Below are 23,323 nucleotides of genomic sequence, written 5' to 3' on the forward strand. Positions count from 1 at the left end.
TACTTCAAGGCTGAGTAAAAATACCATCGAGTAATTGCGTATAAATCTTTTCTATTTCTAACAAGTCGCAAATCGGTACATGTTCATTAACCTGATGAATACTATGGTTTCGTACCCCACACTCTATGACTTGTGTTTTTTGCTGTGCAAAAAATCGTCCGTCCGACGTCCCACCACTGGTGCTTAATAAAGGATAATTCCCCGTCACTTTAAAAATTGCCTGCTCTAACTGAGCGAGTAAGCAACTCTCAATCTTATGGCTTGTATAATAGGGTTCACATGGACGCTCCCACTGTATAACCAAATGCTCGCTGAAATCCTTCAGTGCAGCAAACACACGTTGCTTAACATGTTTACTTTTATACCCATGGCTATAGCGAATATTAAAAGTAATATCACACTGAGCTGGCACGAGGTTATCTAGCACATTATCAATATTAATACCGGTGACTTGCAGCGTTGTTTTTGAACTAAGTTCATCTAAAGGCCAGTCTATTTGTGTGAGCCTGTTAACCACTTCAGCACTGATGTGCGCAGCATTAATGGTATTCTCAGGATAGGCTACATGCCCAGCCTTTCCTTGAATAGTTAATCGCGCAGATAAGGCTCCACGTCGACCATTTTTTATAGTGTCACCTACCTGCAGGTGGCTGGTTGGCTCACCAACAATACAGCCATCAAGCACAACGCCCTGTTGTGCTAATCGCTTGGCAATCAGCACAGAGCCATGCTCCGCCTCACCTTCTTCATCTGAGGTGATCAGCCAAAATAATGTTCCCTGCTTTTGCTGCGCGCTGTTTATTAACGTCTGCGTTGCACTAAGCATCGCGGCAATGCCTCCTTTCATATCGGCGGCACCACGCCCATAAATTGCATCGTTAATTATGTGTCCACCAAACGGATCGGCTAACCAGCCACCTTGCGTTGCGGGTACCACATCAATATGCCCAGAAAATGCCACCACGGGGCCTGCCCCAAAGGTTATTTTTGCAATTAAGTTTGTCACATTATTAGAACTAAATTGCTCTGTACTAAAGCCTAACTCAGTAAGGTGGTTCGCAAGCCACTCAATGCCACCAGCTGGATTAGGAGTAATCGATTTAAATCGGATCAGAGTTTGTAAGTGACTCACTGTTTTTAACTGTGCAATAGTTAAGTACGGCGCTTGTGCTTTTGTATTGATAGCTTTTGTCATAATAAACACACCTCGTTTTAGCAGTGTATTTATTACAACGACTTTTTATGACCGCATTATGAATTTACTAGCTAACGTGCGCCCTCTTCTATTAATGTTTCTCGTGTAACCTGCACTATGTGCTTATCTTCTTTAGTTAACTTGGTTTTTTTCCAAGAGCCACGCATAAACCATGCAAATGCTATCAATGCGATGGTTATGTTAGTAATTGCAAAAGAATACCAAATGCCTTGATCGCCAAGCTCAGTATGATTAGAAAGAATATAAGCGGCAGGGAACTGCACTACACATTGTGATAATAACGCGATAACCATTGCATTGAGCATATTACCTGAGGCACGAAAAGCAGCAACAATACAAAGTTGCACCCCTATTCCACCCCAACTTAAGCACATTACTTGAATAAACTGCGCCCCATTAGTAATAACGTCATTATCGTCAGGAATAAAAAATGCAACTAATGAATCTGCATATAAATATGCAATGGCGCCAACACATGAGAGCCCTAACAAGCCCCACACACTAGCAAGTTTAGTGATCTGCTCAGCCCGCTTGATATTACCAGCCCCCATATTTTGCCCAACCAAGGTTGATACCGCCATTGATAAGCCCATAGCGGGGATCATTACCATTTGCAAAATATTAGAGCCAACACCATAAGCAGCAATTGTCGTTGTACCAAAGCTGGCAACTAGAAATGACATGATAATCAAACCAAATGCACGTGTCGATAATTCAATAGAGCCTGGCGCTCCCAAGAAAAAAGCGCGCTTAATATAGTGCCAGTCGGGGTAAAAGCTTTTTAGCTGTAATTGAATACCATGGCGACCACGTAAAAATATAATGATGCCCGCAAGCGCAGCTAAGCTCTGTGTAACCAATGTTGCTAGCGCAGCGCCCATCACACCAAGCCCCTCAAAACGACCATAACCAAATATGAATAACGGATCGAGTATAAAATTAAGTAACACGGTTGTGCTGACTATAATTAACGGCACCTTAGTTTGCCCAATCCCCCGCATTAGCGATTGAAACATGGCATAAATAAACACAAAAATAACGCCAATAAAAGATACATGCATAAACTTAAGCGCATCACTATATACGGCCGCTTCAACCCCCAGTAAGGTTAAAAAATAAGGTGATAATGCATAGCCTAGTAACCCAAGTAATAGTGCAACTAATGTCACCATTAACACCGTTTGCGCGGCAACATGGTTAACCTTATCTTGTTGTCCTGCCCCCATGTATTGGGCTGATAAAATCGCCCCAGCCATAGCAAATCCTGAACCTATCGCAATAACTAAAAATGTGACAGGCATACTAATCGATACAGCAGCCACTTGCGCAGCCCCTAACCGGCCAACCCAAAAAGCATCTGTAAGCTGATAAGCAGACTGCAAAATATTAATGAGGATAATAGGAATGCCTAATTTTAATAGCGCTTTGGCAATAGAGCCTTGAAGAAATAGTTGACCAGAGGGAGTCATGAGGCCGCTTACTTTTATTAAACCGTGAACATAGCCTTAGTTTAACAAAACTAGCTGATTATATTCTGAATACTTCGTTTACGGCCGGTATTTAAGTGATCAGTCAATAATTTTTGAGCACTAAGTAAGTAAAAGTTTAATCTAAATCAATAAATAGAGGCTCTTTACTTATACGCTTTTGAAACTTTGATCTAGAACAGGTTTTTATTTTTAAACTCGAGCGATAATAGCCTCAATCAACAAATAGTCACACAGTAGTTCACGGAGAACAACATGAAAACTAAACTAAGCATTGCAATACTTACTTCTTTACTAGCTCTTTCTCCTGCAGCACACGCTAACTTTAGCGTTAATGTTGGCGCAATTAATGTTAACCCTGATAACGATGGCTCAAAGATTAACGAAGCACCTACTCTTGGTTTAAAAGGTGATTCAAATACTCAGTTAGGTATTACTGTAGATTATGCATTTAACGACCAATGGGTGTTAGAGCTTATTGCAGCAACGCCATTCTCTCATGATGTAGAAGGTACAGGTGGTTTGGCTGGTAATAAAATTGCCGACATTAAACACTTACCACCATCACTGGTTGCACAATACCACTTTTTAGACAGCAGCTACGCACTTCGTCCATTTGTTGGTGTAGGTATTAACTATACGACGTTCTTTGACGAGCAGCCTTCTGCAGCACTTAAAGCAACTTTAAATACTGACGACGTGGAAGTAAAACTAGATGATTCATTTGGTTTTGTTGCTCAAGTAGGTGCTAACTACAAGATTGATGAGAAATGGGGCCTACACGCTATGGTATCTATCATGGATATAGATACTGATGCGACTGTATATGCTAATGGCGCAAAAGCATTAACTTCAACCGTGTCACTTGACCCTGTTGTAGCTATGTTTGGTCTTAAATACTCGTTTTAATAACGATTATGTGTGTGTTAAAAAGGCCGTAAGGCCTTTTTTTTTGCGTGTAATTAACGAGGTAAGTTATTTACTTTTTTTTGCTCAAGCATTTCTTTCCAATGAATTATTTCTGCCGGTAAAATAGGTGCTACGCCTTCAAAACCAGCAACCTCCAGCATATGCTCAACGCTTACCACCCCTTTTTTACTTTTAAATACGCCACGTACATAGGCAATTGCATGTAAGCCACGCTCTGAATGAAATTTTTGTTCAATATAAAAGTATTTATGATCCCAGCCGACTAAACGGGTACTAATGGTAAAGCGCTGCATAGGCTTAATATCACGGATATAAGTAATGGCGGTTGCATTAACAATAGGAAACCAACGACGCTTCATTATTTGCTTTAGTAAACCAACTCGCTCGGTCATCCATGTGCGCGATAAATCCATCATTGCTAAATAGCGTGAATTAGTTAAGTGCAAATTAATATCACAGTCACTTGGCAGTGCTTTGTAGTCTATATCAACCGTGTCTAACAATGATTGATAATCACGATTACGTTTAATTTTGAAAAATAATAGCAGCAGTCTAAAATATAAGTTCACAGCAGAGGTCTTACCAGTTTGTTTTTTGTGAGTGTATCATAGCAATTAATCCCCTAGGGTATTTTTACACCAAGGGGACAATCACTAAGAAAGGTTGTTTTAATATCTATCTTTAAACTTTAACCGTTTTACGATTAATACCGTAATCACGTAGTTTATTAGCTACCGCTGTATGACTCAGCCCTAAGCGCTTAGCTAACTGACGTGAACTTGGATAAGCTGGATAAAGCTTACGCAATAAGGTAGCTTCAAAACGCTTAACCGCTTGATCAAGCGAGCCCTCAAAATCAGACTCTAAATAGCCTAAATCATGGGTAAAGGTCGGCAGTTGTAAATGCTCAACTCGTAGTTCACTGTCTTCTAACAACGATACCGCACGGTAAATAGCATTTTCTAATTGGCGCACATTACCTGGCCATGGGTAATCTTGTAAAAACGTTAAACATTCTTCAGATAGCTCAGGCACAGTATGGCCATTTTGCTGCGCATATTTTTGAATAAAGTGTTCAGCAAGTGGGCCAACATCGGCTTTACGATCTCTCAGTGGTGCAATTTCTAACGTTAGTACATTAATGCGATAGTATAAGTCTTCTCTAAATACGCCTTCTTGCACCATTGCAGGTAAATCTTTTTGGGTAGCAGCAACTATGCGAACATTTACTTTAACTTCGTTTTCGTCGCCTACTTTTCGAAACGTACCGTCTTGTAAAAAGCGCAGTAATTTAGTTTGGAGCTGAGTCGACATTTCACCCACTTCATCTAAAAATACTGTTCCACCATCCGCTTGTTCAAGTACACCGCGTTTAGGCGCTGCATTTTCTTCATATCCGGCGTAACCAAAAAGCTCTGACTCGGCAACATCATCTGGTAACGAGGCACACGATAAAGCGATAAACGGCTTTACTGAGCGGTTAGATGCATAGTGACAAGCTCGCGCTAATAACTCTTTACCTGTGCCGGTTTCACCGGTGATAAGAATAGGGGCTTCAAGTTGCGCCATTTTACGCGCTTCGCGTACAACACGACGCATCGCCGTACTAAAATTGTGAATTGTCGCAAAGCTTTCTTGGCCATAGCGTCTAAATGCACTCACTTGCTGACCTAGGCGGCTTTGCGATTTTATATTAATTACCGCACCCGCTAACACATCCCCCTCACTGCCTTGTGGTACAGCAATAGGTAAAATATCGGCAATAAAGTCTTCACCTGCCACTTCTACACGGGTAGTTTGCCCAAGTACTTCTTTGCCTTCTAACCAACGGGTAAAATTAAAACCTTTAAGTAAATTATTGATATTGGCGCCAATGACTTCTTTTTCTGTTAGCTGTAAGTCTTTACACGCCGCGTCGTTACACAAACGCACCCAGCCTTTAGCATCAATAGATATAACACCATCTGGCAGTGCTCTTAATAAGGTGTTTAATTCATTGTGCTCACGTTCAGAAGGTAAAAACGCGGTGGTACGTACATCATGAACACCATCAATCAATCGAATTGAAGGCATAATTTTTTGAAATTGTTCAAATTCAATTTCAGGAAAGCTCACATACATACGACAATTAACTGAGTCGACTTCAATTCCTTTCAAGTCAACATTGTAGCTAACTAAAATATTAAGAATCTCTTGAGCAATACCAACTCGGTCTGCACAGTGAATATCTAAACGCATACACCCTCAGGTAAGGAAAAAACTAATTGGCGTGAATAATACGCTAACTATGATTATCAGCATAGTTTATTGTAAAGAAATTTGGACGAAAAATGTTTTTTTACTCCCTAGAGCGCTTTTTTAAACACTTAAAATATTTATCTTAGCTGTTTACTAAAACTCGGGGTTATTACTTGTAAATATAGCCAAGCTAACTTTGTATAAATTATATTCTGCAATGAGCTAATCATTGCTGTGCAAACGCTAATATTTATTCATGTTTAATCTAAACCGTGATTATTAAAATAAAGTACTAAAGGTTAACTGTTGTTGAATAACTTGGTACCTGTAACCCCTGGTAAATAAAGCGGTTTTATATGTTTTCTATAGAGCTTAAAACCAATTAAAAGCTAGCTTTGCAAAGACAATATTACTTGTGTTGTTAAATATCTTTTTTGATAAGCTTAAGTGTTTATCGCAACAACTAGGGTTTTAGCGCCTAGTATTTAACAATTACATAACGGATGTGTGATAGCGCGCTCAACGCTTCCCCTCGTACAAAGGTCTATGTATACTTAGGCGCAATTGTAACTAGGATAAGGGTGTGACTCTTACCTAAACGTATAGCTGCGTTTAGCAAACCATTACCTTAGCTGCATAAAAAACACTGATGATCGAGCATTTATTATACTTTTAAAAAGTACCAATTTAGCTAAATAAAAAACCACAAGGTCATCAAAACAATAATGAATTAGGAAGTAAATATGAGTTCAAATTCTGACAGTGGCTGGTTTGGTCACCCTAAAGGACTTTCGACCCTATTTTTCACAGAAATGTGGGAGCGAATGAGTTATTACGGTATGCGAGCTATGCTCGTATTATTTATGACAGCAAGTTTACAACAAGAAGGCTTAGGATTTACCGTTGCTTCTGCTGCTGCAATTTATGGCTTATACACAGGTTCAGTGTACTTTTTAGGTTTACCTGGTGGCTGGTTAGCAGATAGATTATTTGGTGGTCAAAAAGCAGTATGGTACGGCGGTATCATCATCATGTGTGGCCACATTATTTTAGCCGTTCCGCATGAATATTCTTTTTTCATTGGTTTAATCTTTGTCGCAACGGGTACTGGTTTACTTAAACCTAATATCAGTGCCATGGTTGGTCAGCTTTATACTGACGAAGATGAACGCCGTGACGGTGGTTACGCTATTTACTACATGGGTATTAACTTAGGTTCTTTAATTGGTTACTACGTTTGTGGTTACTTTATGGAAAACGTAGGCTGGCACTGGGCATTTGGTGCTGCTGCTGTAGGTATGGCTATTGGTTTAGTGCAGTACAAACGTACACTTAATAACTTACCAGAACATAGCTCGTTACCTGCGAATCCATTAAGCCCTAAAGGTGCTTCACGCGCATGGGGCGGTATTGCTGCGTTTGTAATTGTTGTTGCCGGCGTGACTGCTGCTGCGATGACAGGCGCTATAGTTATTAACCCGACTATTGTTGCAGGTTACACAGCAGTTGTATTTACTGTTATCTTTTTCATCTACTTTGGCCTTGTTTATTTTAAAGGCAAACTAACCGACGCTGAAAAGCAAAGAATGTGGGCGCTGTTTTTAGTTTGTGTTGCTTCTGCGTGTTTTTGGTCTGGCTTTGAACAAGCGGGCTCTTCATTAAACCTATTTGCTCGTGACTACACAGACCGTCTTATTGGCACATTTGAAATTCCAACGACTTGGTTCCAATCTCTAAATTCGTTATTCATTATTGCCCTATCACCATTCTTTGCCGCTCTTTGGATTAATTTATCTAAGAAAATGGTATCGCCTACTTATAGCGTAAAATGTGCATTGGGCTTAGTTATTATGGCTTCAGGCTTTTTAGTTATGTTCATGGCAGCCCATTACGCAGCTGAAGGCTTAAAAGTAGCTCCTTACTGGCTGGTTACAACGTATTTCTTACATACAGTGGGTGAACTTTGTTTAAGCCCAGTTGCATTGAGTGCGGTAAGTAAATTATCTCCTCGTCGCTATACGGGTCAAATGATGGGTGTATTTGTACTGACATACTCAATTGGTAACGTAATTTCAGGCTTACTTGCTGGTAACTTTGATCCTAACAATGTTGCAGAAATTCCTAACCTTTACTTACAAATTGCATTATTTAGTATCGGTGTAGGTATCATCTTAGTACTGATGAGCTTCAAAGCTAAGGTATGGGAAAAACAAGGTTTAGAGCAAACCTCACCAGCCCAATAATTTAAATTAATCACAACGCGTAATTATGCGCTTTGACTAATGATATTAAATACCCCCTGCAGCTAACTGCAGGGGGTATTTTTATGGCTAACCTATTTGTTACAGCGTAATACATACTACACAATAAGTGGAGTTAGTGAATCAAACCCTCAGTATCTATCGTTTTGTTAATGTCGTAAGCAGCTAAGCTCAGGTTGAGTGTAAACAATAAAATACAAAAACCACTCTTTTTTTAGTGTATAAGAACTAAGAAAATAGATAAAAAAATAAATGTAAAACAAATTAAATCAGTAACTTAAATTTAAATCCCATACATTATTCGAGCTAACTAATTTTTACTTACCTAGGCTCGTATGTAAATAAATGTCATGCTTTGCTAACCGTCCCGTAAAATTTACACACGCGCTATTTACTAAATCACAACACCCTCTTCCCCAAAGCAGTAATCTAGTTAATCATGCAGGCAATACGATAACTAATAATCGCAGTGCTTAATTGCGGGAGTAATTATAATGAGTGAAGTAAATAATCCTTTAGGTTTGGTTGGTATTGAGTTTACTGAATACGCAACACCCGATGCCGATTACATGGACAAAGTGTTTACCGATTTTGGTTTTTCAAAATTAAAAAAATTCAAAGGTAAAGACATTGTTTATTACAACCAAAACGATATTCATTTTTTACTAAATAATGAACGCGACGGCTTTTCAGCTGAGTTTGCTAAAAACCACGGCCCAGCAATTTGTTCTATGGGCTGGCGTGTAGAGAACGCTCAAGCAGCGTTTGAAGCAGCGGTTGAGCGCGGCGCTAAGCCAGCTACTGATGCAGCTAATAAAGACTTACCGTACCCTGCTATTTACGGCATTGGCGATAGCTTAATTTACTTTATTGAACAATTTGGAGATAAAGGCTCTATCTACGATAATGATTTCGAAGATCTGAGCGAGCCAAACAAAGTAGAGAGTAAAGGCTTCTTACGTATCGACCACCTAACCAACAACGTATATAAAGGTACTATGGAAACATGGGCTAACTTTTACAAAGACGTGTTTGGTTTTACCGAAGTGCGTTACTTTGATATTAAGGGCCAGAAAACAGCCCTGCTTTCATATGCATTAAAATCACCATGTGGCACCTTCTCTATTCCAATCAATGAAGGTAAAGGCAACGACAATAACCAAATTGATGAATACCTAGGTGAATACAATGGCCCAGGTGTGCAGCATTTAGCGTTCTTAACTGACGACTTAGTAAGCTCACTAGATAAGCTTGATAAATCGACTATCGCTACTTTAGATATTATTCCAGAGTACTACGATACTATTTTTGACCGTGTTCCATGGGTTAAAGAAGACAAAGAAAAAATCCGTGAACATCAAATCCTTGTTGATAGCCAAAGCGAAGATTGCTATTTACTGCAAATTTTCTCTAAAAACTTATTTGGTCCTATCTTCATTGAAATGATTCAACGAGTTGATGATGGCGGCTTTGGTGAAGGTAACTTCCAAGCGCTATTCGAATCAATCGAGCGAGATCAAGAACGCCGCGGCGTTTTATAAGCAAATAAAGTGACTTTAAAAAGCAGCGTATTTCGCTGCTTTTTGTCGTTTAATCGTAATTGAGAGGTAAAACTATCTCTCTGTGTGTTTAAATCGCGCTTTTCATCACCATATAGCTAAGTAATAGATGAAATTAACGGGTGCTATATTCTTATTTAATAAATTGATATTTATACTGATAAGCGCGACCAACTAAACCAAAGGAAATGTAATGAGTTTAATTAACGAAACCCATGATATAAATTTAACTAGCTGGGTAGCATCAGCAAATGATGCACAATGTGACTTCCCTATTCAAAACCTACCTTTTGCAGAAGTACGTCGCAAAAATAGCAATGAAGCTTTTCGTGGTGCTGTTGCCATTGGCGATCAGGTTATTGATTTAGCAAAAGTAAATGAACTCGGTATTTTTTCAGGTGACGCCCAAACAGCCGTTGCATCTGCAAGTAACCCGACTTTGAACGAGTTTATGGGATTAGGTGAGCAATATTGGTCAGCGCTTCGTTTAGCACTGTCTAAAGCATTACGTGAAGGCTCTGCTCATCAAGAGCAACTAGCACAAGCGCTTATACCACAAACCGAAATTGAATTTGCTCTACCGTGTCGCATTGGCGATTACACTGACTTTTATACATCAATTTATCATGCGACTGCCGTAGGAAGTTTATTCCGTCCCGATAACCCTTTACTACCAAACTACAAATGGGTGCCGATTGGTTATCATGGTCGCTCATCTTCTATTGGCGTGTCTGGGCAGCAGTTTCATCGCCCTAAAGGACAAACTAAAGCGCCAGATGCAGAAGTTCCTTCATTTGGTCCATGTAAGCGCCTTGACTACGAGCTGGAACTAGGTATTTATCTAGGTAAGGGTAATGAGCTTGGCGATGCTATTGCAATTGAAAATGCTGAAAAGCATGTATTCGGCTTTTGTGTTTTCAACGATTGGTCAGCACGTGACTTACAAGCATGGGAATACCAACCACTGGGTCCATTCTTAGCTAAAAACTTCGCATCAACCGTGTCTCCGTGGATTGTAACCACCGAAGCACTTGCACCATACAGAACAAGTTGGACGCGTGATGAAAACGATCCACAGCCACTAGAGTACTTAGAATCAATGGCTAACCGTGATCAAGGCGCATTTGATATTCAAATGGATGTTAAAATTCAAACGCAAAAAATGCGTGATGAAGGCTACAACCCAACTCAAGTGTCTAAGTCTAGCTTTAAGCACTCATACTGGACTGTAGCGCAAATGGTAACTCACCATACCGTAAACGGTTGTAACTTTATGCCAGGCGATATGCTGGGCTCTGGCACGCAATCAGGACCTACTCACGAAGAAGCGGGTTCATTACTTGAGCTTTCTCGTGGTGGCAAAGAAAAAATAACTTTAAGCAACGGCGAACAGCGTAGCTTCTTGGAAGACGGCGACAACGTTATAATGCGTGGCTGGTGTGAAAAAGAAGGCTTTGCACGAATTGGCTTTGGCTCAGTGGAGAGCACCATACTACCAGCAAAATAATACATAAAATCAATAAACTAATAAGAAAGGGTTGCTGAATAAGCCGCCCTTTTTTATTAATTAAGCCGAAGTTACAATTTTTTTCTGGCTTTTTTAGTTCAAATTGCTATCTTAAATCCGTTAATAGCCAGTGTATATGTAACATGCCTGTATTTATAAAATCTTTCTTTCATAAGCATTTTCCAGCTCGTCAGCTGCTTATTCGCCAAAATGGTGAAGTAAAGCATGTTGTTTTGGCGCCTTGGTTACAGGTTTCTGTGCTTGCTATTATTTTCATTGCTATTGCATGGATCAGTATTTCGAGTATCCGTGTTTACATGCAAACACACCAAATTTCTCATATCGAGCAAACTCAGCTTGATAAGCAAGTACAATGGCAACAAAAAGTAAAGCAACAGCAACAACGCTACGCATTGCAACAAGAGCAGTTAGCTGAACTAGAACAAAAACAAGCTTTATTACAAGGTATGATTGAATCACTCCCAGCTTCTATAAGTAAAGATGCAATAAAATTAGAGGGTGAGCTTGAATCTTCTCCTATTAATGAGAACGAAAGCGAATTTCATGAGCCGCTCGAAGAAGATAAAACACAAAATAAACACGCACAAAACGGTTTAACCAGTTTTGAGCAGCGCTACACCATATTAAATCAGCAATACGATACTAATTTCACGTTACTAGCCGCACAAATTAATCAACGGCACGATGCGATTATAGAAATACTTCAAGGCACGGTTCTTGAGAACGCACTGGCGCAACATCTAACATTAAGCACACAAACAACGGCGCAAGGTGGCCCGCTAGATATACTCGATGAAAGTAAAATACCAAGTACTTTTCTTGTCATTGCCGATAAGTTATTGCTGTTAAACCAGCTTGAGAGCTTTTTAACGGCGTTGCCAAACACTCTGCCTCTGCCTGCTGCTAAGTATTACATTTCTAGTAATTTTGGGCTTAGAAAAGACCCAATGAATAAAAGGCGCGCTTTTCATAAAGGTATCGACTTAGCTGGGTGGCATAAAACAGAAATTTTTGCCCCTGCCGATGGCATTGTTCTTCGTGCAGGCCGTAATGGCGGGTATGGTAACTTTATAGAGTTAGAGCATAAAAACGGTGTTGTAACGCGCTTTGGTCACTTAAACAAAATTAATGTTAAAAAAGGTCAAGCGATCACAAAGCACGATGTAATTGGCTTAATGGGCAGTACCGGAAGAAGTACAAGTACTCATTTACACTATGAAGTATTAATAGACGACAAGCATGTCAATCCACTAAAAATAACAAAGGCGCTTTCTCGTGTTTGGTAAAAATAAACAAGTAAAAACAGACTCATCCATTAAGCGAGTGAGTCACACTCCCTCAATCATTTCTAACGATGTGCGTATAACGGGCTCTTTAGTAAGCCAAGGCGAAGTGCAGCTCGACGGACGAATCGACGGTGACATTAAAGCCGAACATTTAGTAATCGGCACCTCAGGTGTTGTTGAAGGCGTTGTTGAGGCGAGCAGTGTTATTGTTAAAGGTAAAATTATAGGTTCTTTAAATGCAAGTGAAGTGAAGATAGAAAATAATGCCCATGTACTTGGCGATATTTTTCACGACACCCTGAGCATAGAAGCAGGTGCTATTATTGAAGGCAGTTTAAAGCAACGCTTTGAAAAAGAAGTCATTGAACATACCAAAGATAAGCCAAAACCGGTTCACGATGTAAAAGCCATTGTTGATAATGAAGACAGTGGGCTTTCGTTTGTAAATAAGCAGCCTGCTGCTAAAAGCTAACTTCATTAGTTTCAAATGGTTTAGCTCACCTATTCAGCTAAACCATTAGTTGCCTCTTTAAAGTCCCTTTGGCGGTCTATATGCTCACTTTTTCTGTGTTATATACATGGTTATGTCTGCGGTAAAAACCAGTTCGTTACGCGTATTGTAAAGCTTTACCGGTACGACTAAATCTTCTTTATCAATCCATTGATGAGGCAAGTCAATCTCAGCGATAGCAGTAACGTCTGTGTCTACCTTAGCCAGGTACTGTACTGTCATTCCCTTAGGGATCCAACGATGGGTTTTATAAGGTACCGTTGCATCAACCATCACCCCCGCACACAGCTCAGCCAAATTACATTGTGCGATAGCGTGAATAGTGCCAATGTGATTGTGTACACGGCGTGTGTTTTTAACCACAGCACTACAGTGCCCTGCTTTTAAATCTAAAATAGTAGGTTTCATAGAGCCAAAGTAAGGCGCTTTAAAACATACGGCTTTACTAAACAGCCAGTTACCAAACGGCAGCTTTTTAAATTTATGCCACGTTTTTATTAATGCAGACTCATTACTCATTATTGTTTTTCCATTGTCTTTGCTTAAAAAGCAAATTAACACATCGGATCAGTTTAAAGAAGTGTGATACTTAAACAAAAATAATCATAATAAAGTTAAAAGTAGGTAACATGTCTGATGCATCGGTCATAAGCCCTTTCTTTTTCATCAGTCGCCACTTAAAATACCGACAAAAGGAGACCTGATGCAAACACAGCCCGCTAAACCAAACTTAATTTTATTACTGATCTTAGCGTTACTCGTCATTTTTTGTCCTATGGGCATTGATATTTATTTGCCTGCCTTTCCTACTATTGCAGAGCAATTTTCAGTGAGCGAAAAACAAGTACAGCAAACGGTGGCTATTTTTATGCTTACTGTTGGTTTGGGGCAATTAATTGCAGGCCCTCTTGCTGATCGTTTTGGACGTAAGCCGGTAGCCTTAACCGGTGTAACTTTATATGGACTGGCGGCATTAGGCGCATACTATGCTCCTAGCTTTTTAATACTGATGTTTGCTCGTGCAATTCAAGGGTTAGGCGCATGCGCCACCTTTGTTGTTGCTTTCGCAATAGTAAGAGATAAGTTTGGTAGTGAACGCAGTGGCCAAATAATTACCTACCTAAACGGGATCGTGTGCTTTATTCCTGCTTTAGCCCCCATTTTAGGTGCTTGGTTAACCGTGCAGTTTGGTTGGCAAATGAACTTTCTATTTTTAACTGGTTTTGCACTATTGGGATTTATTGTCACCTTATTTCTATTTAGAGAAACCAGGCCAGCAGACAGCTATTACCAAGGGCATATCTTAGATTTAAGGCGCTTTATCCCTATTATTTCAACTCCGTTATTTTTATTTAATAGCTTGTTATGTATGGTCACTATGTCAGCTATATTAGTATTTGTAACACTGGCTCCTGGTTGGCTTATTACTGAGTTAGGTGGCAGCGTAGCCGACTTTACATTTTGGTTCTCGCTCAATGCAGTGCTTAGTATTCTTGCTAGCTTTATCATGCCTATTTACATTAAACGCCAACCAAAAAGAGCTCTAAAAGCAGGTCTTGTGTTGTTAGTGAGTGCAGGCTTACTGATGCTAGTATTAAGCCAATATAAAACCCCATTAGCATTAATGATCCCTATGTTTATTGCAGCCTTTGGTTTTGCTTTGACACTTGGCTCTGCTGCTGGGCGTGCTTTGAGTTTATTCCCTAAACAAGCTGGCACCGCCTCAGCTCTTTTGGGAGCGATGCAAATGAGTGGAGCAAGTTTATTGGTATTTATTACTCAATATTTAAATTTATCAACACCCGAGCTTATAGGCACACACTTTTTATTATTAATTCCCTTTTCTTACTTACTGTTTCGTTATACTAAATATGCCTAATAAAATACGTTTGCTGAGCCTGTGAATAGTAATCACCACAGGCAATTAGCACTGTAGTTAAAACTCTTTACCAAGCGGGCAATATGCCCGCTTTTTATTTTTCTATATGCTTGATAACATTAACTACCAACCTCTTTTGAATCAAGTGCAATGATCAATCCTGACTTTTTACTCTCATTTTTACTCGCCAGCTTCTTAATGGCCGTTGCGCCTGGACCATCAAACGCGTTTTTAATGGCGCAAACATTTGCTAATGGACGAAAAGCAGGTATGCAAAGTGCTTTTGGCTTTGCCTTAGGTGGCGTAGTACATACATTTTTTGCGGTTGTCGGCTTAAGCGCTATTTTAAAAGCCTCTGAAACAGCGTATGCCAGCGTACAGTATGCAGGTGCAGCCTATTTATGTTATTTAGGGTTTATGATGCTTAAAGGCACCTTTAAGCCCCCCATTTGCGAGCAAGACGATAAGCCTCATGTTACAACTAGTAAAAACAAAAACGTGATGTTTCAAGCGATGATGACCGAAGTACTCAACCCTAAGGTAGCTTTGTTTTTTATTGCTTTTATCCCACAATTTGTAGACCCTAGCTTGTCATCTGCAACTTTTCAGCTGGCTTTTTTTGGCCTGCTTTATCCAATCTTTGCTTTTCCTATCGACTGCACGTATATTTATTTCGGCGATAAAATAGCCCAGTTTTTTAGAAACCACCCAAATAGCCAGCTCTGGATAGATAGGTTCACAGGCATTGTATTTATTGCATTGGCTATCAATTTATTACTCTAACTAATAAGAATCAGCATGGACCAAAAAATACAATCTCTTCCAGCTAAGAAAAACATAGCCCTTGTTGCACATGATGGAAAAAAAGCCGCGTTAAAATTATGGTGTGAAAAACACACTCCAATGCTAAGTAAACATAAGCTATACGGCACTGGTACAACCGGACATTTAATAGAAAAAACCACCGGTTTGAATGTCGTACAATTACTCAGTGGACCTATGGGGGGTGATCAGCAGCTTGGTGCTAAAATAGCGGAACATGAAATTCATGTATTAATCTTTTTTTGGGATCCTCTGGCATCTCAGCCGCACGACCCCGATGTAAAAGCATTGCTTCGTTTAGCCGCGGTGTGGAACATTCCTGTTGCTTGTAATGAAGTAAGCGCTGATATGTTACTAAGTTCTCCCCTTATGGACAGCGAATTTGAGCGTTCTTTGCCAGATTACGAAAAGTACCTCGCAACCCGACAAATCTCTTTATAACAGCTTATTTATAAAGCATACTCGCCCATTTAGTCAGACCAGCGGTGACACTGCCAAAGTGATCACCGTTAACCATTTTAATGTCGCCTAAGTGGGTTTTTAAAGCCGCTTTGATCAGTGGTGATTGCGCACTACCACCCGTTAAATAAATTACATCTGGGGTAGTGTTTGCATCTGCAATGGCCTGTTTTGCTAATGTCACTATTTGGCTAATACTATCGTCAACGGCTAATGCTAATTCATTAATAGAAATATCTTTATCAAGTGATGAATCTAGAAATGTTAAATCACAATTAAAGTTTTCAGAAGAGCTCAGTGCAATTTTTGCCGCTTCAGCTTGTTGAACTAATTGATGTCCTTGCTTATTTTGCTGTAAATGGATGAGCCGTTTATATAAATCGGGCGCACTCACATCGCGTAGCTGTGCACTCAGTTCACGATAATGCTGAGCACTATAAAACTGACTTTGTAAATTCACATCGTTAATTTTACATGCTTGCCAAAATGCCTGGTTAGGTAATGGTAAACCCGATTTAAAAGTACTGCCTAAGCCAAGTAACGGCATCAAACCATGGTAGCTCAGAGCAATATCTAAATCATTACCGCCTACTCGCTTTCCGCTATGTGCCAAAAAGTCTGCGTCTCGTTGTTGTTTATTCCTAAAACTTGGCCCCATTTGTACAAATGAACAGTCACTTGTACCACCACCAATATCTATTACTAGCACTTTTTGGTCTTGCGTTAAATCACTTTCATAATCGATCCCCGCGGCAAGTGGCTCATATAAAAACTCAACATCTTTAAAGCCGGCTCGGTTTGCTGCGCGTGTTAAAATACCCACGGCTTGTTGGTTTGACTGCTCACCACCAACCGCTTGAAAATTCACTGGGCGACCAATAACAGTTTGGCTCAGCGTATACCCTAACGATAATTCAGCACGTTGTTTTATTTTTAAAATCATTGCTGTGGCAATATCTTCAAAAAAATTAATTTGTCCTTGCTTTAAACCAGTAGCGCCAAAAAATGATTTAGGGGATTTTACAAAATAACCTTCCTCAGGAAATTGCACATATTCACTAATCGCCTCACGGCCGATAAATAGAGTCTCATCGCCGGCTTGTAGATCTAGGTCTGATTTAATTCGCGGGAGTGTATTAAGCAAGGGTTGGCGCGCGGTTTTATAGCCATGCTCATGCTCTGAGCCGTTTAAATGCTGCGCTACAAAATCAACGACTAAAGCACTATGATGTGTGTATAGAGTTGATGGAAGATAATGTTTGCCTTGCTCTAAAGGAATGAGCTGAACACGCTCTTCGTTTAAAACACCCATAGCACAATTAGAACTACCATAATCAAAACCAACAAACATAGATCACCAAACATCACTAAAAAGGCCGCGCAATTTAGCATAATTGCTAAAAAATATATACTGAATTGGCCTACACTCTTTATTTTTCGGGTCTTTCCCGTAAGAAGCTGGCAAAACGCGGCAAGCCATTTTTAGTGTACCCGTGGTACCGATAAGTAATTGTTGAGCCTATAGCTGGCGGATACTTTCGCTCTTTATCACTAAAACCCGTGCCAATAGAAAATATCAGCCCCTGTTTTGTCTGTACTTTCAATGCGCCAAGCATTCCTGTGTATTTACCTTTACCCGGTAAATGTTCAATTACTAACGCTTCGGCATCTAAATATGGCTTGAGTTTTAACAATGCACTAGAGCGACCAGTTGTATGCTTAGCCTCTGCTAAATGAAGCATAACGCCCTCGCCGCCTTGTTTAGTAACCTGATTAAAATAATCACTGAGTTGCTGGTTGTCGCTAAATTGATATTGCTTAACCGCTTTAATATGGGGGCTATTTAGCTTAGTAATGAGTGACAGATAATTTTGATAACGACGGTGAAAAGGCGTACCGGCATCTGGCATATCAAATACCTGATAAGTAATACTTTGCCATTGCAAATCGTTGGGTATTTTTGTTCTGACAATACCACTGAGTACAGAAAATTGACCCCGCTTGGTCCATAACTCACCATCTAGCCAAACGTCTGGCAAAGGAGCGGTAAACCACTTAGGCGGGTTTATGGAGTTGCCTTGACGGGTTACAAACTGCTTTCCCGTCCAGATTGCTCTTACTCCGTCATACTTTTCACTCACCAAATATTGACGAATATCTTCATGCTTAGTTTCATCGTAAACATTAGCAAGTTGCACTGGAGGCAATTGCGCCAATAAGCCCGAACTAATGAGGGTTAAAAAAGTAAACAGCGTTGCTTTAATCATTGCTGCATCCTTGCAAATTTAAATATGGCTTAAACTATAGTTGAGATTGAAGCCAGTGCCAAAATTCTTCAAAGCTTTGCATTTGCTGTGTTGCTTTACTAAAGTCGTGCTCCTGTGTATGTTTATTAGCGATAGCTATCACAGCTAAAGCAGCATTATTCGCTGCGGTTACACCGGTGAAAGTATCTTCAACGGCAATCGCATTTTGTGCAGCAACCTGCATATTTTTAAGTGCTAATAAGTAGGGATCACCGGCAGGCTTTGGATTAATTACATCATCTTTAGTAACAACGGTATCGAATAAATTATAAAACTCTAATCCTTTTAGTATTGGCTCAGCTTCATGCCTTGCGCTGCCTGTTACTAACGCCATTTTTAAACCTTGCTCTTTAACCGCTAACAGAACATTTTCAGCATAAGGCATTAAAGGCGGTAAATTGATTTTAACGTACTCACTAAATAAGCGATATTTTTCATCCGCTAAATAGCGGCTACTTACAGACAAGTTATGAACTTGTTTTATTTCCTTTGCAGCGTCAATAGTGGGACGTCCCGAAAAGCGCCGACAAAAATCATCTTCTTTATAACACACACCAAAAGGCGCAAGTAATTGGCTCCAGCAGTTATAGTGCACACTTTCCGAGTCAACCAAAGTGCCATCCATATCAAATAATACCGCTTCAATTGACATTCTTTTCTCCTGGTTATTTAACCTAAACTTTAGGTAATAAAAAAGGTGCCTAGGCACCTTTTAATAATTTGTGTTACTCAGCCAAACCTGCTGGCGGCTCAGCATAAGCGTCTTCGCCGGTATCTACATCAACTAACTCATAACCTCGGGCTTTGCGCATTACTTTAAGTATCGGCTTTTCGAAGGCGGTTTTTAAGCGCTCAGCATCATCTTTTAACGCATCTAATGTGGTTCCAAATGGTGCTGCACCAGTTTCTGACCAGTTAGTTACTTTACCATTTAGGTTATATTCCACTTCGTGTATTTGATATTGCGCAGCTTCATCTTTGGTTGCTTCACAAAAAATTACACGGTAATTCCAAAATCCAGCCATTACTTTTTCTCTTTAATAAACATATGAGCGCTACTGTAGCAGCTCTACCAAAATAAAAAAGCCTGCACTAGGCAGGCTTTTATCAATAATTACAATTTAACGTTAAACTTTTCGATTAGAAAAAGTTAACTTTAAACTCAGCGCCAATGTAACGCTCTTCATTAACCATGGCTGTATTGTTGTTGAAATCAACACCACCAATCGTCTGCTGCTCGTCAAACATGTTACGCACAAATGCTGATACTTCATATTCGTAATCGCCTTGCGCCCATGCATAGCCAGCACGTAAACCTACTTCTGTCAGTGGCTTACCCTCAAACTCAACTGATTCATATAAGAAAAAGTCAATCTCACTGCGGTACGACACATCAGCGTAAGCAAAGAAATCACCTTCAGCGAGTTCTTTAGTGTAACGAAGTGTGATGTTAGAGATCCACTCTGGTGCATGCGGTAAGCTATTGCCATCTAAAATAGCACGATCTTCAGGACCAAATGCACCTGGTACTTGGAACGTAGGATCAGTAACAGTACACTGTGCACACACTGCAACGGCTAAATCTTTATCTTTAAGCTCAGTTTTGTTGTAGCTTAAGTTGAAGGTTGCATTTAATTCGTCAGTTAACACCCACTCAGAATCAATTTCGAAACCATAGCCGGTTGTTTTATCAGCATTTAATAGACGGTTAAAGTTAGCACCACCACCCACTGCCGTTAGCTGCTGGTCATCCATAGTGTAATAAAATACTGTTGCATTTACACGGCCTTGGCCATCTAACACATCAGATTTAATACCTGTTTCAAACGAGGTAACAGTTTCTGAATCAGCAACGGTTACTTCATCACCAAATAAGATACGACCTTGAAGACTTGGTGCGCGGAAACTGTTAGCAATACGGCCATACCAGTTTACGTCATCGTTGATTTTGTAGTTAGCTGATAAATCCCAGCTTACGTGATCATCGCTAACATTTTTTTCGATATAAGTCGCTGCACCACCAATTGGGCTAAGCGTGCGGTTAGCTGAGAATTCTTTCTCATCATCTGAATAACGAAGACCCGCGGTTACTTTTAAATCATCAGTAATAGTGTAATCAACTGAGCCGAATACAGCCCATGCTTTAGTGTCTTGCTGCTGACTAACAAAACCGTTTAATACGCCATTATTGGCTGTATCATAGCTAAAGTTTTCAATTGTTAATGCTTCGTCGAAGTAAAAAACACCCACTTGGTAATTTACGTCACCAGTAAAGTTGCTTGATAAGCGAAGTTCTTGCGTGTATTGGTCTTGGTCTGGAATACCATCAGCACTTTCTGAAGAGAAAGGAATAAAACCAGGGCCCATTGCAACTGGAACATCATTGATGGAGAACCCACCGTAGCCACCATCGATGTCAGCACGAGAGTAAATTTCTGCACTTTCCCAACCAGAGATTGACGTTACTGTATGGTTAGCTAAGTCCCACTCAAGCTTAAGGCTTGCACCTTGCGATTCCACTTGCTGCGTCGCACGAGATGCGGCATCGTGATACACCACGTCATTTTCAAAACCATCAACTAAATCGTTAGTACCAGGTTTGATAGTGTTAGCACGAAAGGCAATTGGAGAGCCATCTAAATCACGAACATGGTAATTAAATAATCCAGTGAAATCGTCACCTTCATATAAAAACTGAATACGGGCTGCTTGTTCAGTGTAACCACCTAAGGCATCTTTTTGCTCAAAACCTGGTGCACGATTATCAATGTAATCGTCTTTATCTTGCCAAAGTACTGAAACACGTGTTGATAAACGATCTGTTAATGAACCACCAACAGCGCCTTCAAAGTCAACAGCACCACGACTACCGTAAGATACAGAGCCATAGCCTTCAAATTCTTGACTTGGTTTTACGGTATCAAATTTAACTAGACCAGCCGGTGTATTACGACCAAATAATGTACCTTGAGGACCACGAAGCACTTCAACACGTGCTACGTCAAATACAGGGAAACCTTTTAAGATTGCGTTTTCTTGTACAATTTCATCAACCACAAGCGACACTGGTTGCGAAGCATTCAAATCGAAATCAGTGTTACCAAGGCCACGTACATAAAAGCGTGGGAATGAACGGCCAAATGAAGATTCAATAGATAAACTTGGGATTTTCGCATTCATAAAACGAATATCCATACCAGCTGAGCTGTAAGCATCTAAGCTATCGCCTTGCAAGGCTGAAACAGCAACAGGCACTTCTTGAGCGTTTTCTACTCGTTTACGAGCAGTAACTTGAATAACTTCTAGTTGGTTCTTCTTAGCAGTAGTTTCTTGCTCAGCAGCTACGGCTGAAATTGACGTACCTGCTACGGCAGAGAACAACGTTGCATTGATAAGGGTTGCTAACGTAGATCTTTTCATTGCTTTCATGTCGGGGTTAACCTTTTTAGTGCACTCTTGTTCAACGGTTGATGTGTTGCGCAATTAAATAATTACGGATTCAGTCAATTTTTCGCGACTTGCTCTATGCGGCGCGGACCTTATTACCGAGAGTACAAAAACGGCATAAATAAGGCTGACTGAATGCGCAAGATTATATCATGGTGTAATTTATTTACTGCATACTGAACACTAAAAATTAAACTTATTTTTAACACTTAACCGCACTATCCCGACATTTAGTGTACTTTTAGCAACTAAAAAACCAAAAAGCGGACATATGTCCTTACGTTGAATTGTTAAAAAATATAGCGGAATAACGCGACACTTTTTTAAATACTACTTTTTCACTAATGAGCGTTTAAGAACAATTTCACCATCAATATGAAGATCTCGCTGCGGAAATGCAATCACCACATCGTGTTGTTCAAACACTTCATAAATCCTAAAACGAATATCACTGCGGACTTGTCTTAATCGAGTTTCTGATTCAGCGCAGACCCAAAAAATAGCATTAAAAACTAACGAGCTATCTGCAAAATCATCAAACAATACGGTTGATTGAGGCGTTGCCAATATTGCCTCATGCTCATCTAATACTTGCTGAATTAACTTTTTAACTAATAACACATCAGAGCCATAAGCTACGCCTACGCTCACAGATGAGCGCGCATTACCGTCAATAAGCGTCCAGTTGGTAACTGTGTTTTCTAATAACTGGCTATTGGGTATTAGCATATGAACACCGTCGTTCCTGCGAATACGAGTAGAGCGAGTATTAATGGTTTCAACCACCCCTTTTGCAGTGCCAACCTCTAAAAAGTCGCCAATACGGATTGGCCGCTCCCACATTAATATCCAGCCACTAATAAAGTTATTAATAATATTTTGTGCACCGAACCCCACACCGATGGCAATGGCACCCGATACAAAGGCAAATGCGGTTAGTGGAATGTTGAGCACCTCAAGGGAGGTAAAAAGTAAAATCGCAATACTTAAAATGAAATAAAAACGCGTGAATAAATGCACTGCATCTGGGCTCATTTTTCGTGCAAGTAATGACTTTTTAATTAACTTGCCAATCTGAGTCACCACAACCCACATAGTAAACAAAATTAGCGGCACTTGAATTACTTTTGCCACGGTAATGTGAATGTCGTTGTAGCTAAACAATACGAAGGCGAGAATGTGATTAATTTGTTCTAAGTTCATTTATTTTCCATGTATAAGGTCGCACACAAACGATTATTTTTATGCGCTAATAATACCCCAAGTTTAGCATGCGGTTAGCTTAAATACGCAGCAACAAACTTAAAGTTAATTGCATAATTGCTGTATTTTTCTACTTTTTTATTTACATACCGAGTTTTTATCACCTAATTTGCGTTTAAATCCCGCTTTAA

20 protein-coding genes are annotated in these 23,323 nt (G+C 39.9%); 9 read left to right on the forward strand and 11 right to left on the reverse strand.

Going from position 1 to position 23,323, the window contains the following annotated elements:
- Positions 1–4: 4 nt before the first annotated feature.
- Both dapE and ACZ5WS_RS14640 read right to left on the reverse strand, forming a co-directional pair.
- Positions 5–1,195: a succinyl-diaminopimelate desuccinylase gene (gene dapE / locus ACZ5WS_RS14635; protein ID WP_464709467.1), complete on the reverse strand. Its 1,191-nt coding sequence runs from the start codon at positions 1,193–1,195 to the stop codon at positions 5–7.
- A 71-nt stretch (positions 1,196–1,266) separates the two neighbouring features.
- Complete coding sequence (locus tag ACZ5WS_RS14640) at positions 1,267–2,685, reverse strand: MATE family efflux transporter (RefSeq protein ID WP_131690723.1); 1,419 nt, start codon at positions 2,683–2,685, stop codon at positions 1,267–1,269.
- A 273-nt stretch (positions 2,686–2,958) separates the two neighbouring features.
- Here ACZ5WS_RS14640 and ACZ5WS_RS14645 point away from each other — a divergent pair, with 273 nt between their 5' ends.
- Positions 2,959–3,612, forward strand: a complete 654-nt coding sequence (locus ACZ5WS_RS14645; protein ID WP_010391257.1) for an OmpW/AlkL family protein — start codon at positions 2,959–2,961, stop codon at positions 3,610–3,612.
- A gap of 53 nt (positions 3,613–3,665) precedes the next feature.
- On the opposite strand, the gene ACZ5WS_RS14650 is transcribed toward ACZ5WS_RS14645, so the two are convergent.
- On the reverse strand, positions 3,666–4,202 hold the full coding sequence (locus ACZ5WS_RS14650) for a thioesterase family protein (RefSeq protein WP_008109547.1): 537 nt from the start codon (positions 4,200–4,202) through the stop codon (positions 3,666–3,668).
- Positions 4,203–4,314: 112 nt separating this feature from the next.
- A complete protein-coding gene (gene tyrR / locus ACZ5WS_RS14655; protein WP_008109548.1) occupies positions 4,315–5,871 on the reverse strand; it encodes a transcriptional regulator TyrR in 1,557 nt (518 codons plus the stop codon).
- A 743-nt stretch (positions 5,872–6,614) separates the two neighbouring features.
- On the opposite strand from tyrR, the gene ACZ5WS_RS14660 reads away from it, so the two are divergent.
- From ACZ5WS_RS14660 to ACZ5WS_RS14680, 5 genes are all read left to right on the forward strand, one after another.
- Positions 6,615–8,114: a peptide MFS transporter gene (locus ACZ5WS_RS14660; protein ID WP_198522267.1), complete on the forward strand. Its 1,500-nt coding sequence runs from the start codon at positions 6,615–6,617 to the stop codon at positions 8,112–8,114.
- Positions 8,115–8,626: 512 nt separating this feature from the next.
- Positions 8,627–9,673, forward strand: coding sequence for a 4-hydroxyphenylpyruvate dioxygenase (hppD, locus tag ACZ5WS_RS14665; protein WP_076918939.1), 1,047 nt, complete (start codon positions 8,627–8,629; stop codon positions 9,671–9,673).
- 211 nt (positions 9,674–9,884) lie between these two features.
- On the forward strand, positions 9,885–11,198 hold the full coding sequence (gene fahA, locus ACZ5WS_RS14670; RefSeq protein ID WP_464709476.1) for a fumarylacetoacetase: 1,314 nt from the start codon (positions 9,885–9,887) through the stop codon (positions 11,196–11,198).
- Between the two features lie 143 nt (positions 11,199–11,341).
- Positions 11,342–12,505 carry a M23 family metallopeptidase gene (locus ACZ5WS_RS14675; RefSeq protein WP_464709480.1) on the forward strand — a complete coding sequence of 388 codons (1,164 nt, stop codon included), beginning with the start codon at positions 11,342–11,344 and terminating at the stop codon, positions 12,503–12,505.
- Positions 12,495–12,977 (forward strand): bactofilin family protein, encoded by a 483-nt coding sequence (locus tag ACZ5WS_RS14680; RefSeq protein WP_290168791.1) that lies wholly within the window; start codon positions 12,495–12,497, stop codon positions 12,975–12,977. Before ACZ5WS_RS14675 ends, ACZ5WS_RS14680 begins: the two co-directional genes overlap by 11 nt.
- A gap of 84 nt (positions 12,978–13,061) precedes the next feature.
- Here ACZ5WS_RS14680 and ACZ5WS_RS14685 read toward each other — a convergent pair whose 3' ends face one another.
- On the reverse strand, positions 13,062–13,535 hold the full coding sequence (locus tag ACZ5WS_RS14685) for a hotdog fold domain-containing protein (RefSeq protein ID WP_008109556.1): 474 nt from the start codon (positions 13,533–13,535) through the stop codon (positions 13,062–13,064).
- Positions 13,536–13,719: 184 nt separating this feature from the next.
- On the opposite strand from ACZ5WS_RS14685, the gene ACZ5WS_RS14690 reads away from it, so the two are divergent.
- The 3 genes from ACZ5WS_RS14690 (at position 13,720) to ACZ5WS_RS14700 (ending at position 16,158) form a co-directional block, all read left to right on the forward strand.
- The gene (locus ACZ5WS_RS14690) at positions 13,720–14,895 is read left to right on the forward strand and encodes a multidrug effflux MFS transporter (protein WP_198522272.1); all 1,176 of its coding nucleotides are present in this window, start codon (positions 13,720–13,722) and stop codon (positions 14,893–14,895) included.
- A gap of 150 nt (positions 14,896–15,045) precedes the next feature.
- Positions 15,046–15,678, forward strand: coding sequence for a LysE family translocator (locus ACZ5WS_RS14695; protein ID WP_464709487.1), 633 nt, complete (start codon positions 15,046–15,048; stop codon positions 15,676–15,678).
- Between the two features lie 15 nt (positions 15,679–15,693).
- A complete protein-coding gene (locus tag ACZ5WS_RS14700) occupies positions 15,694–16,158 on the forward strand; it encodes a methylglyoxal synthase (RefSeq protein ID WP_138609705.1) in 465 nt (154 codons plus the stop codon).
- 4 nt (positions 16,159–16,162) lie between these two features.
- Here the strand turns inward: ACZ5WS_RS14700 and yegD are convergent, their stop codons facing one another.
- From yegD to ACZ5WS_RS14730, 6 genes are all read right to left on the reverse strand, one after another.
- Positions 16,163–17,527, reverse strand: a complete 1,365-nt coding sequence (yegD, locus tag ACZ5WS_RS14705) for a molecular chaperone (protein WP_198522274.1) — start codon at positions 17,525–17,527, stop codon at positions 16,163–16,165.
- 79 nt (positions 17,528–17,606) lie between these two features.
- Positions 17,607–18,443: a DNA ligase gene (locus ACZ5WS_RS14710; protein WP_198522275.1), complete on the reverse strand. Its 837-nt coding sequence runs from the start codon at positions 18,441–18,443 to the stop codon at positions 17,607–17,609.
- A gap of 34 nt (positions 18,444–18,477) precedes the next feature.
- Positions 18,478–19,134 (reverse strand): HAD family hydrolase, encoded by a 657-nt coding sequence (locus ACZ5WS_RS14715; RefSeq protein ID WP_464709494.1) that lies wholly within the window; start codon positions 19,132–19,134, stop codon positions 18,478–18,480.
- 73 nt (positions 19,135–19,207) lie between these two features.
- Positions 19,208–19,507, reverse strand: a complete 300-nt coding sequence (locus ACZ5WS_RS14720; protein WP_248473382.1) for a hypothetical protein — start codon at positions 19,505–19,507, stop codon at positions 19,208–19,210.
- Positions 19,508–19,622: 115 nt separating this feature from the next.
- On the reverse strand, positions 19,623–21,911 hold the full coding sequence (locus ACZ5WS_RS14725; RefSeq protein WP_290168807.1) for a TonB-dependent receptor: 2,289 nt from the start codon (positions 21,909–21,911) through the stop codon (positions 19,623–19,625).
- A gap of 348 nt (positions 21,912–22,259) precedes the next feature.
- Positions 22,260–23,132, reverse strand: coding sequence for a mechanosensitive ion channel family protein (locus ACZ5WS_RS14730; protein WP_055011699.1), 873 nt, complete (start codon positions 23,130–23,132; stop codon positions 22,260–22,262).
- Positions 23,133–23,323: the final 191 nt, after the last annotated feature.

It is taken from the genome of Pseudoalteromonas sp. 11L1, assembly GCF_055397545.1.

Excerpts from the sequence above, each read along its gene's own strand:
- fahA (WP_464709476.1), top strand. The coding sequence starts at position 9,885 with ATGAGTTTAATTAACGAAACCCATGATATAAATTTAACTAGCTGGGTA.
- ACZ5WS_RS14700 (WP_138609705.1), top strand. The coding sequence starts at position 15,694 with ATGGACCAAAAAATACAATCTCTTCCAGCTAAGAAAAACATAGCCCTT.
- ACZ5WS_RS14640 (WP_131690723.1), bottom strand. The coding sequence starts at position 2,685 with ATGACTCCCTCTGGTCAACTATTTCTTCAAGGCTCTATTGCCAAAGCG.
- hppD (WP_076918939.1), top strand. The coding sequence starts at position 8,627 with ATGAGTGAAGTAAATAATCCTTTAGGTTTGGTTGGTATTGAGTTTACT.
- ACZ5WS_RS14675 (WP_464709480.1), top strand. The coding sequence starts at position 11,342 with ATGCCTGTATTTATAAAATCTTTCTTTCATAAGCATTTTCCAGCTCGT.
- ACZ5WS_RS14690 (WP_198522272.1), top strand. The coding sequence starts at position 13,720 with ATGCAAACACAGCCCGCTAAACCAAACTTAATTTTATTACTGATCTTA.
- ACZ5WS_RS14715 (WP_464709494.1), bottom strand. The coding sequence starts at position 19,134 with ATGTCAATTGAAGCGGTATTATTTGATATGGATGGCACTTTGGTTGAC.
- tyrR (WP_008109548.1), bottom strand. The coding sequence starts at position 5,871 with ATGCGTTTAGATATTCACTGTGCAGACCGAGTTGGTATTGCTCAAGAG.
- ACZ5WS_RS14695 (WP_464709487.1), top strand. The coding sequence starts at position 15,046 with ATGATCAATCCTGACTTTTTACTCTCATTTTTACTCGCCAGCTTCTTA.
- ACZ5WS_RS14730 (WP_055011699.1), bottom strand. The coding sequence starts at position 23,132 with ATGAACTTAGAACAAATTAATCACATTCTCGCCTTCGTATTGTTTAGC.
- ACZ5WS_RS14645 (WP_010391257.1), top strand. The coding sequence starts at position 2,959 with ATGAAAACTAAACTAAGCATTGCAATACTTACTTCTTTACTAGCTCTT.
- dapE (WP_464709467.1), bottom strand. The coding sequence starts at position 1,195 with ATGACAAAAGCTATCAATACAAAAGCACAAGCGCCGTACTTAACTATT.
- ACZ5WS_RS14710 (WP_198522275.1), bottom strand. The coding sequence starts at position 18,443 with ATGATTAAAGCAACGCTGTTTACTTTTTTAACCCTCATTAGTTCGGGC.
- ACZ5WS_RS14720 (WP_248473382.1), bottom strand. The coding sequence starts at position 19,507 with ATGGCTGGATTTTGGAATTACCGTGTAATTTTTTGTGAAGCAACCAAA.
- ACZ5WS_RS14685 (WP_008109556.1), bottom strand. The coding sequence starts at position 13,535 with ATGAGTAATGAGTCTGCATTAATAAAAACGTGGCATAAATTTAAAAAG.
- yegD (WP_198522274.1), bottom strand. The coding sequence starts at position 17,527 with ATGTTTGTTGGTTTTGATTATGGTAGTTCTAATTGTGCTATGGGTGTT.
- ACZ5WS_RS14660 (WP_198522267.1), top strand. The coding sequence starts at position 6,615 with ATGAGTTCAAATTCTGACAGTGGCTGGTTTGGTCACCCTAAAGGACTT.
- ACZ5WS_RS14725 (WP_290168807.1), bottom strand. The coding sequence starts at position 21,911 with ATGAAAGCAATGAAAAGATCTACGTTAGCAACCCTTATCAATGCAACG.